The sequence below is a fragment of the Pseudomonadota bacterium genome, from assembly GCA_016927275.1.
Classification (GTDB): Bacteria; UBA10199; UBA10199; order 2-02-FULL-44-16; family JAAZCA01; genus JAFGMW01.
On sequence record JAFGMW010000030.1, the window covers coordinates 70044 to 79820 of the forward strand.

Consider the following 9777-nt stretch of genomic DNA (forward strand, 5'->3'; position numbering starts at 1 on the left):
CCATTCACCTTCGAGCTTTGAGCTTCGAGCTTCGAAGATCATCCCCTCGCCCCGCCGGTCCTGTAGCCTGTGAGATCCATGACCACGAACCGCCAGCCCAGCCCGCGGATCTTCCGAACGACCTCCGCGCGCCTCGCGGCGAGAAGCCCCATCTCGGCCGGCTCGACCTCGATCCTGGCCAGATCGCCGTGATGCCTCACCCTCACCTGGCTCGCGCCGGCCGCGCGCACGGCCTCCTCGGCCCGGTCGATCCGCTCCAGGATCTCCTGCGTGATCGGCACCCCGGTCGGGATCCTGGATGCGAGGCATGCGGCCGAGGGCCTGTCTGCGGTCGGTATCTCGAGCCCGCGCGCCATGAGCCTCACCTCGCCCTTGCTGATCCCCGCCTCGACGAGAGGGGTGATAGCCCTCGGGTTCTCCTCCGACGCCCTCATGCCGGGGCGGTGGCCGTCGAGGTCAGACGCGTTCGTTCCCTCCACGACGTATCGGAACCCCCTGCGGTCCGCGAACTCGACGAGCCTGGCGAGCAGGCGCCTCTTGCAGAAGTAGCAGCGGTCGTCCGGGTTGGCAGCGTAGTCGGGATCGGAGAGCTCGTCGGTCTCGACGAATTCATGCGGTATGGAGAAGATGGCGGCCAGCTCCGGGCAGAGAGCACGGTCCGAGGACCTAAGGCTCGGCGAGAGGGCGGTGACCGCGACCATGCGCCCGCCCAGCTCCTGCCTCGCGAGCACAGCCAGGAGCGAGGAGTCCACACCCCCTGAAAATGCAACGACGGCGCTCTCCAGTGATCGGAGGCGCCGCCTCAGCAGATCCTGTTTTGTCGCCAGGTCCACGCTCATGTGGCCGTGAGCAGGTACTGCCTCAGCTCGCCGACCGTCTCAGCTATCGAGTCGGCGCCCGCCTGCACCAGCTCCTCCTTTGTGCCGTATCCGTACGATACGCCTATCGTGGGGCAGGAGCACTTCTTGGCCGCCTCGATGTCCACCCCGCGATCGCCTATGACGAAGGCCTTCTTGATCGACTCCTTCTTCATGACGTGCTTGAGGAGGTCCGATTTGTTGGAGCGAACGCCGCCCAGCTCGCTGCCGTAGACCGAGGTGAACAGCGGCTTGATGCCCAGGTGATCCAGCACCATGTCGCACGATACCTGCGGCTTGATGGATGCCACCACGATCCTTCCACGGTGGGAGACCGCCTCGAGCAGCCCCACGATCCCGGGGTAGAGCCTGTGCTCGGCGATCCCCTCCTTGTGGAAGCGCTCCCTGTAGGAATCGACGCACTGCTTGAGGAACCGCTTGTCCTTCCTGCCCGTGATCTCGGCGAAGACGGTCTCGAGGCCGAAGCCGATGTAGCGCTTGAGCCTCTCGATGGGCACCGGCTTGATGCCGTGCTTCTTGAGCGCGAAGTTTATGCAGCGCGGGATGGCGGTGCCCGGATTGACCACCGTGCCGTCCAGATCGAAGATGAAGTTGATTGTGCTGGCCATAGCGGCGCTCTATATCCTGAGTGGCTTTAGCCTTTCAAGTGAAAAGTGGCAATTAGCTGATTTTATTAATGATTAGTGGCATTTCAGGAAAGAGGGGCAGTCTGGCCGCAGTTTTTGCTCCCCGGAAATTCAGCCCCAACAAGGAGCCGTTACATAATTCGCAGTAATTTCCAATAAAAATAAGATAAGCATTAATGTATATTATTATTTATTAATTTAAATACTTGGTTTTTATAAACTAATCAGCTCGTCATCCAGGTCTTTGCGCCGGCTCAGCCTCACCTGTTTGACAGGTTCGACCTTCACGAACGGCGAGAGCTCGTCGGGAACACCCCCGCCCGAATTCCATCCGGAGGACTTTGCCAGCGCCTTGAACGAGCCCCAGTTTATGTCAGCGACCTTGTCCCAGAGACCCAGGGCATGCATCGCATGCTCAAAGCGGTCGCGGCTGATCTCCTCCTTCTTCGGATAGCTGATCCTGAAGTCGTCCTTTATGGTGAGGAAGTGGGTGTCGCCGAAGAGCCTCGTCACCTTCTCCAGGGCCCCCTTCTCCGCCGCCTTGGCCTTCAGGCGCTCCAGCTCCGCCTCGACCTGCTTCATCCTCTCCCCGAGCTCCTTCCTCTCGGCGTCGAGCGAGGCGCAGCGGTTGACGAGCCCGATCGCGTCGTCGGTCGCATACTCCTCAAGGGGCAGCTGCCGAGCCCTGAACATGTGGGCGAAGAGGGGGCAGATCGGCTGATAGTCGCACCACCCGCAGAGCTCCGACTCCCTCGGGGGGAACTCCGCGGCCCTCTCCACCTCGTCGATCCTTTCGCGCGTCTTCGCGCGAAGCTCGTCGAGCTGCCCCTGCGTCCGCTGCGAGCGCATCTCCATGTCGCAGGCCACGTAGTGCCAGACGAGCTCCACACTGCGGGCGTCGGGCCAGTTCTGTCTCAGGGCGATCTCGTAGAGGGCGAGCTGCTCGTCCTCGTCCAGCTTCTTCTGGACGGGGGGGAAGGCGCTCGTCTTGTAATCGTGTATCTCGAAGGAGCCGTCGCCCAGGGACATGATGCGGTCCAGGATGCACCTGAGCCGGTATCTTCCGGTGCCGTCGAGGTCGACGTGCAGCTCGCGCTCGAGGCCCGTCACCCTGCCCTGATCGAAGGGCCGGTAGCGGCGCCAGTAGTCGTCGATCGCACGGAGCCCCAGGGCCTTCATCCCCTCCGGAGTCCTCTCCGGATTCGGGCAGACGACCCTGTCGCTCCACTTTTCGTCCCAGAGCCGCAGAAAAAGCCCCTTGAGATCGTCGGCCGAGGGGCATGACTGGGGGGCCCTCTCGTAGAGGCGCTCCATGACCTCATGGAATCGGTTACCCATGAAGGCCTCTATCGAACTCCTCATCCTGTCCAGACCGTCGATGTAGGCGTACCTGTACTTGAGCGGGCACTGCGCAAAGGACCCGAGCCGGCTGTACGAATATATGGGCATACCGGTCCCTGAATAAGCGAGGAGCGCGCGCGCTGCAAGCATTTGCTCGATCTGATGAAAAAGATGAATTCCCTTGACTCTGGGCCGCGATTTATTTATAGAATTTCCGCTTGAAACCACAAAGGAGGCTCGATGAGCACCACAACCAGAAGGTCGGCCACCGCATTCGGACCCGCCGAGGCGAAGGCCGGAAAGAACACGGGTTTTTCGACGCGCACGACAGGAGAGCTGCTGGTTGTAGCAAGGGACACGAGCACGAACTACACGAACATCACCACCCCGCTGACGAGGAACAACATCAACCTCGAGTGCTTCACCACATACAAGTGGGGTAGCGAGACCGCCTTCAGGATGGTGACAAACGACAACCGCAAGGCGCGCGAGGTGCTCCGCTCGGCCGGCTACGAAGTGCAGGAGACCCCCGTCACGCTCTGGTACACCAGGAACGAGCCGGGCAGGTTCAACAAGGCGGCCGACGCGCTGACAAAGGCCAGGATAGACACCTATTGCACCTATTCGACCGCGGTCCCGGATTCCAACCTCATGCTCATAGCGTTCGACACCAACGACGCGAACAGGACCTCCGAGGTGCTGAGCAGGATAAAGTAGAGTGATGGAGAGAAAAAAATCAGGGGCGCCGATCGGCGCCCCTTTTCATTTCGCCTCGATGAAGCGCTCCTCCGCAGGGGGCCTCAGGTTGTACGATGAGCTCATCACCCGGCCGTAGGCGCCGGCGGTGCCGATGAGCATGACGTCCCCCTCCCTCGGCTCGGGCATGCGCCTGTCGTGGCCCAGCACGTCCCCGGACTCGCATATGGGACCTACCACGTCGGCGGTCACCGCGGCCGGCTCCCCGATCCTGGTGAGGTTCACGATCTCGTGATAGGAGCCGTAGAGGGCGGGCCTGATGAGTGTGTTCATCCCGGCGTCGGTGCCCACGTAGCGGTAATCGCCCTTCGTCTTGGTCTGCGTCACCTTCGCGAGAAGCACCCCGGCCTCCGCCGCGATGTATCTGCCGGGCTCTATCCAGAGCTCGTAGCGGGGGTGGGCGGCCTTCGCCCTCGCGAGCATGGAGTCCACCTCTCCGAGGTCGAGCGGCTCCACGCCCGGCTTCTCCACCACCCCGAGCCCGCCGCCCAGATCGAGCGCCCTCGCCTCCGGGAACCGCTCCGCCGCCTCCGCCAGGAAGATCGCCGTGTTGCTCCATGTCTCGGCCTTGAAGATGTTGCTCCCCACGTGGGCGTGGAGGCCCGTCACCCTCGCACCGGAGGAGTTCACCAGCGACGAGAGCTCGTCGAACTGGTCGGGCGAGATGCCGAACTTCGACTTGGCCCCCGCCGTGTGAACGAATTCGTGGTGCCCCCTCCCCTTGCCGGGATCGATCCGGACGAAGATCTCCCTCCCCCTGAAGATCTCCGGCCACGCGGAGAGCGGGTAGAGGTTATCCAGCGTCACGATCGCGCCGAGCTCGAGCGCCATCCGGTACTCGGCCATGGATGCGAAGTTGGGGGTGAAGAGGATCGGGGCCGGCCCCGTGCCCTTGAGGACCGCGAGCGCGCGCTCGACCTCCCCGGGCGAGACGCACTCGAACCCCAGCCCGGCGTCGCAGGCCTCCCTGAGGATCCCCGGGTGCGGGTTCGCCTTCATGGAGTAGAATATCCTGTCGATCGACCCCATGGACTTGAGCTTTTCGATCTGCGCCCGGACGGTCGCGCCGTCGTAAACGTACAGCGGGGTGCGGACCGCGGCGAGCGAGATGAGCTCTTCCCCCCTGTCGCGCCACCACGCGCGCGGGGCCCTGGCCCCCCTCTCGCCTGCGGCCCCCGTGATCTCGTCCCACGTCGGGCCGAGTATCGAGCTCTTCTTCCTCTGCCCGAAGAGCTCGCCGTGCAGCTCGCGCACCAGCCTCGGCGCCTGCTCCTCGTTGACCACGAACGTCACGTTCAGGTCGTTGGCCGCCTGCGAGACGAGGAATATCTTCTGCTCCTCGAAGACCTCGAGGGCGGGGGCGATCTTGTGGAGTATCGCCCTGATGTCCTTTCCCACGAGGCTCACCGCCGCGCAGGACTCGACGCACCTGGCCTGGCAGATGCGCCCCAGGTCGGCAAGCAGCGACGGGACCGCCGCGGCGTCCATCGCGTTCTGCGCCTTGTCGACTGTGACGGTGACGTTGGTCTCCGAGGTGGAGACGAGGTCGATAGAGATGTTGTGCCTCTTGAAACAGTCGAACGCGTCCGCGAGGAACCCGACCTGCTGCCACATATCCACCGTCTCCATGGAGATGAGGGTGATGCCGGACCTCGACGAGATCGCCTTCACCTGGGCGCCGGCCTTCACCGCCTCCGGGGAGACGACGGTGCCCTGCATCCCGGGATAGGCCAGGCAATGGATCGAGAGCGGTATACCGTGCCTGCGCACGGGCCCGAGGCAGCGCGGGTGCAGGACCTTCGCCCCCGAGGAGGCGATCTCCTGCGCCTCGTCGTAGTCGAGCGACTTGATGAGGTGCGCGTCGGGCACAAGCCTCGGGTTCGCCGTGAACATGCCCGGGACGTCGGTCCAGATCTCGCAGCGCCGAGCCCCGAGCTTGGCGGCGAAATAGGCGGCCGACGTGTCGGAGCCGCCGCGGCCGAGCAGGACCGTGTCGCCCGAGGCGTCGCGCGCGATGAACCCCTGCGTGATGAGGGCCAAAGAGGAAAGACCCGAGAGCCTCTCGGAGAGGACTGGGTCCCTCTCCGCATCGCACCCGGCCTGGAGGTAGAGCCGTTCCGCCGACGCGCCCGGCCTCCGCACCGAGGTGAGGCAATCGCGCGCGTCGCACCACCCCGCCCCTATGCCGCGGCCTCGCAGGAACGCCGCGCCCAGCCGCGTCAAGATGAGCTCGCCCTGGGCCATGACCCCGGCCCTGAGCCTCGGGCTCACCTCCCTGATCATCGCGGCGCCTGTCACGAGCCTGCCCAGGTCCCCGATGAACGGCTCGATCTCTCCGTAGTCCACCCCGAGCTCCGCCGCGAGCGCCGAGTGCCTCGCAGCTATGCGCTCCAGGGCCTCTTCGGGCGAGCCCGCAAGCGAGGCTTCGAGGAGCCTCTCAAGCCCGTCCGAGACGCCGCTGGCCGCGGAGCAGACCACGAGCGGACGCTTGCCCTCGGAGAGCCTCGCCTCCACGATCGAGGCGATGGCCTCCCAGCTCCGGCGGCTCGACACGCTCGTGCCCCCGAACTTGAGCACGACCCACGGCTGGGACGCACGATTGCCTCTGGACGACATCTTCCCTCCCGGACCGCGCATGGATGGCGCGAGCGGTGTCCATTATTTTATCTGCGGTCTTAAATCAAGCGGCTTTGAAGGGGGCGCCCCGCGCCATTGCCCTCCCTTTGCTCTGGACAGGCGGGCCCCTTTGGTAATAGATATCCCCCCCATCTCGAGAGGAGAACGATATGAGCGGTATCTTCGGGTGCGTCGGCCAGGGCAGCTGCCTCGAATCGCTGTTCTACGGGACCGACTACCACTCGCATCTGGGCACGCAGTACGGCGGCATGGCCGTCTGGGGCGACGAGCTCAGGCGCAAGATACATTCGATCCGGTCGAGCCAGTTCAAGTCAAAGTTCAACGAGGAGAAATCGGACCTCGACGGAGACAAGGGCATCGGGGCTGTGAGCGCGGCCCAGGAGCAGCCGATCTGCCTCCACTCCCGTTTCGGCAGCTTCGCGATCGTCATGAACGGGTGGATCGACAACTCCGACCGCCTGGCGGAGGGGCTGCTCGAAGGCGGCCACTCGTTCTCGGAGGTCAGGCGCGGAAAGATAAACCAGACAGAGGTGGTCGCCAAGATCATCAACACGGGCAACGACGTCGCGGACGGCATAGAGCAGGTCTTCAAGCACATAGACGGCTCGTGCTCGATGCTGATACTCACCGAAGGCGGCATCTACGCGGCGAGGGACCGCTACGGTTACACCCCGCTCGTGCTCGGCAGGAACGGGCGGAACTGGGCGGTGACCACGGAGAGCGGCGCGCTCACGAACCAGGGATATGAGATCGAGAAGTACCTCGGCGCCGGAGAGGTCCTGTTCATCGACAAGGACGGCCCCAGGGTCGTGAGGAAGGCGGGCGACCGCTGCAAGACCTGCTCGTTTCTGTGGATATACACCGGGTTTCCCAGCTCGTGCTACGAGGGGATCAACGCGGAGGCGGTTCGCGAGAGGTGCGGCCGCTGCCTGGCAAGGCGCGACGACATTAAGCCGGACCTCGTGACCGGGGTGCCGGAATCGGGGGTGGCGCACGCGGTCGGCTACGCGATGGAGTCCAGGATCCCCTACAGGCGCTCGCTGGTGAAGTACACGCCCGGCTACGGCCGGAGCTACACCCCCCCGACCCAGGAGGAGCGCGACAGGGTGGCGAAGATGAAGCTCATCGCGATCAGGGATCTCATCGACGGGAAGAGCGTGTGCCTCTGCGAGGACTCGATCGTGCGCGGGACGCAGCTCAAGAACTTCACGGTCCACAAGTTCTGGGGCAACGGGGCGAAGGAGGTCCACGTCCGGCCCGCGTGCCCGCCGCTCATGTTCCCCTGCAAGTTCAACATATCCACCCGCTCCGCCGACGAGCTGATCGCTCGCAGGGCGATCGACGCGCTCGAGGGCAGGCACGTGGAGGACGTCTCCGACTATCTGGACGAGGACGGGGAGAAATACGGGCGCATGGTGGAATGGATCACGAAGGACATCGGCGTGACCACCATCCGCTATCAGCGGCTCTCCGACATGGTCGAGGCCATAGGCCTGCCGAGGGAGAAGCTCTGCACCTACTGCTGGACCGGCAAAGAGGACTGAGACCGGGCTCACCTCAAGGGGCGAAACGCCATCAGCGGGGGCACGGCGAACGAAGGCATGGGCGTGAGCATCGAGAAGGCGGCGCTGTCCGGCCCGCCGCCATCATTCCGGGAATCCTGCATCGGCCCCCTGAAGAATGTCACGGAGCCGGTCCCTCCGGGGCCGCGGTCGGACCAGGTCCCCTCCCTCAGCCTGCGCAGCTCAAGGCGGACGTTTTTCTCGAGCGCCTCGGCCGGCCTGAACAGCAGGTTGACCCTCTCGAGCGCACTCCGTTTCAGCCCCTGCCCCACTTCGACCACCTCGGTGATCTCGTCGCGAAGCCCGGGGTTGTCCTTCGCGCCCCGCACCCCCTGCTCCTCCACCCACGCGTTGCGCATGTATTCGACTGCCGAGACGGCGCGATTGGCCATCCCGTGCGCCGATTTGAGATCGTCGATCCGCTGAGCCAGGCTCCTGGCCCCGGCGGATCGCCTGTACATGAGCTGCGCCGCGACCATCGAGTGCATGGCCCTGACGAACACCCCCTCCCACTCCCTGTCGCTCACAAGCCTGCCCACGCCCCGTGAGAGCTTCGAATGGATCCCGGCCGCCTTTTTGAACGAGGCGGAGGTCCCGACGTAGGCATGGTACACCGCATCCGCCGCTGCCCGCGCGCGGCGCAGATCGCCCAGGTCGCCGTAGTATTCGTACAGCAGGTAGGAGGGGGCTACCTGTCCCAGGTCCTGATCGGCCATGTTGTCGCTCGCGAAGATGTGCGACACGCACGCGAAGAGCGAATTCAACGTGGGCGTGAGCTGCTGCGGGTCGTCCCTCTCCAGGACGCCGAGGGAGGCGCGGAGCTGATCGAGCGCCTCGTCTTTCGCCAGGGCCTTCAGGCCGTTCTTGACCATCGTCCCCGCCAGATTGAGCGTGAATTTGATGCGCCTGGACCTGAGGAAGAGATGCGCGCTTCCAACGAGGAGGGCCGCAACACCGATTGCAACCGCGGTCCCGATGCCGGGCGAAAAGCCGGCCCCGGGCCCTTCGCCCGGGCGGTCCCCTGCCGCGGCCTCGGCTGCGGCCTCATCCCGGCCCTGCTCAGCCGATGCGAACAACGGCGTGGAGGCCGGCAGCGACATGAGCAGACGCCCGCGCGCAGTATTGAGCTGAAACTCCGCCATACAGACCTTGTTCGGCTGATTTCGAAAAATGTTGCGAATTATTGTGCATGATGTACTTTGCATTTAATAATCAATAGTTAGGAGGGGGATCATCAGAAAGTCATTCGGCTTGATCCTGGCGCCTGCGCTGATCGCTTTCTTCTGCCTCCAAAGCGGGGCGCTGGCCGGCGATGGGGGCCGGCACGATCTCAGATACGATCTGAGGATGGATCTCTCCGCCACCGCGATCGCGGCGACCGGCTGGGCGATAACGTGGGCCGGGGTGAACCGGATGGCGCCCGCGGGCTGCCGCTGGTGTTCCGTGAACTCGTTCGACGACTGGGGGCACCGGAATCTCAAGTGGTCGAACACGAGCGCCGCCGGCCGAACGAGCGACCTCTTTGCATACGTCGCCGCGCCGATGGCGGCGTACGGGCTCGACGCTCTCGCGGCGAACCACGACGGGGCCCTCTCCGACTTCTGGGTCGACGCGCTGGTGATCACAGAGGCGGCGGCGCTCTCGCAGTTCGCAACGCAGCTCGTGAAGATCGCGGTCGGGAGGCAGCGCCCATACGCGCACTACGGCGCAGGCTCGCAGAGCCCTCGCGACAACATCTCGTTCTACTCCGGCCACACGAGCCTTGCGTTCTCGCTGGCTGTCGCCTCAGGAACCGTCGCCCAGATGCGCGGCTACCGCCTCGCCCCTGTGATCTGGGGGAGCGGGCTCGCGATCGCGGCGACCGCGAGCTATCTTCGGCTCGCCGCCGACAAGCACTACCTCACCGACACTATTGCAGGAGCAGTCATAGGATCCGCCTTCGGCTTCGGAATCCCCTACCTCTTCCACAGGCCGAGA

Annotated in this window: 8 protein-coding genes; 3 read left to right on the forward strand and 5 right to left on the reverse strand. The window is 64.5% G+C overall.

Features of this window, described 5'->3' with window-relative positions; genetic code table 11:
- Positions 1 to 38: 38 nt before the first annotated feature.
- The 3 genes from larE to JXA24_02120 form a co-directional block, all read right to left on the reverse strand.
- The gene (larE, locus tag JXA24_02110) at positions 39 to 839 is read right to left on the reverse strand and encodes an ATP-dependent sacrificial sulfur transferase LarE (GenBank protein MBN1282550.1); all 801 of its coding nucleotides are present in this window, start codon (positions 837 to 839) and stop codon (positions 39 to 41) included.
- Positions 836 to 1486, reverse strand: a complete 651-nt coding sequence (locus tag JXA24_02115) for an HAD hydrolase-like protein (GenBank protein MBN1282551.1) — start codon at positions 1484 to 1486, stop codon at positions 836 to 838. The genes larE and JXA24_02115 overlap by 4 nt, the downstream gene beginning before the upstream one ends.
- A gap of 231 nt (positions 1487 to 1717) precedes the next feature.
- Positions 1718 to 2953 carry a PD-(D/E)XK nuclease family protein gene (locus tag JXA24_02120; GenBank protein MBN1282552.1) on the reverse strand — a complete coding sequence of 412 codons (1236 nt, stop codon included), beginning with the start codon at positions 2951 to 2953 and terminating at the stop codon, positions 1718 to 1720.
- 132 nt (positions 2954 to 3085) lie between these two features.
- Between JXA24_02120 and JXA24_02125 the strand changes: the two genes are divergently transcribed.
- Positions 3086 to 3562 carry a hypothetical protein gene (locus tag JXA24_02125; GenBank protein ID MBN1282553.1) on the forward strand — a complete coding sequence of 159 codons (477 nt, stop codon included), beginning with the start codon at positions 3086 to 3088 and terminating at the stop codon, positions 3560 to 3562.
- A gap of 45 nt (positions 3563 to 3607) precedes the next feature.
- Here JXA24_02125 and JXA24_02130 read toward each other — a convergent pair whose 3' ends face one another.
- Positions 3608 to 6217, reverse strand: a complete 2610-nt coding sequence (locus JXA24_02130; GenBank protein ID MBN1282554.1) for a bifunctional aspartate kinase/diaminopimelate decarboxylase — start codon at positions 6215 to 6217, stop codon at positions 3608 to 3610.
- A gap of 170 nt (positions 6218 to 6387) precedes the next feature.
- Here JXA24_02130 and JXA24_02135 point away from each other — a divergent pair, with 170 nt between their 5' ends.
- Positions 6388 to 7782 carry an amidophosphoribosyltransferase gene (locus JXA24_02135; GenBank protein MBN1282555.1) on the forward strand — a complete coding sequence of 465 codons (1395 nt, stop codon included), beginning with the start codon at positions 6388 to 6390 and terminating at the stop codon, positions 7780 to 7782.
- An 8-nt stretch (positions 7783 to 7790) separates the two neighbouring features.
- Here the strand turns inward: JXA24_02135 and JXA24_02140 are convergent, their stop codons facing one another.
- Positions 7791 to 8942: a hypothetical protein gene (locus JXA24_02140; protein ID MBN1282556.1), complete on the reverse strand. Its 1152-nt coding sequence runs from the start codon at positions 8940 to 8942 to the stop codon at positions 7791 to 7793.
- 109 nt (positions 8943 to 9051) lie between these two features.
- On the opposite strand from JXA24_02140, the gene JXA24_02145 reads away from it, so the two are divergent.
- Positions 9052 to 9777: phosphatase PAP2 family protein (locus JXA24_02145; protein ID MBN1282557.1), on the forward strand; the 726-nt coding region annotated here is incomplete at its 3' end.

Bases quoted from the DNA above. Each gene is read 5' to 3' on its own strand.
- larE (MBN1282550.1), bottom strand. From the start codon at position 839: ATGAGCGTGGACCTGGCGACAAAACAGGATCTGCTGAGGCGGCGCCTC.
- JXA24_02115 (MBN1282551.1), bottom strand. From the start codon at position 1,486: ATGGCCAGCACAATCAACTTCATCTTCGATCTGGACGGCACGGTGGTC.
- JXA24_02120 (MBN1282552.1), bottom strand. From the start codon at position 2,953: ATGCCCATATATTCGTACAGCCGGCTCGGGTCCTTTGCGCAGTGCCCG.
- JXA24_02125 (MBN1282553.1), top strand. From the start codon at position 3,086: ATGAGCACCACAACCAGAAGGTCGGCCACCGCATTCGGACCCGCCGAG.
- JXA24_02130 (MBN1282554.1), bottom strand. From the start codon at position 6,217: ATGTCGTCCAGAGGCAATCGTGCGTCCCAGCCGTGGGTCGTGCTCAAG.
- JXA24_02135 (MBN1282555.1), top strand. From the start codon at position 6,388: ATGAGCGGTATCTTCGGGTGCGTCGGCCAGGGCAGCTGCCTCGAATCG.
- JXA24_02140 (MBN1282556.1), bottom strand. From the start codon at position 8,942: ATGGCGGAGTTTCAGCTCAATACTGCGCGCGGGCGTCTGCTCATGTCG.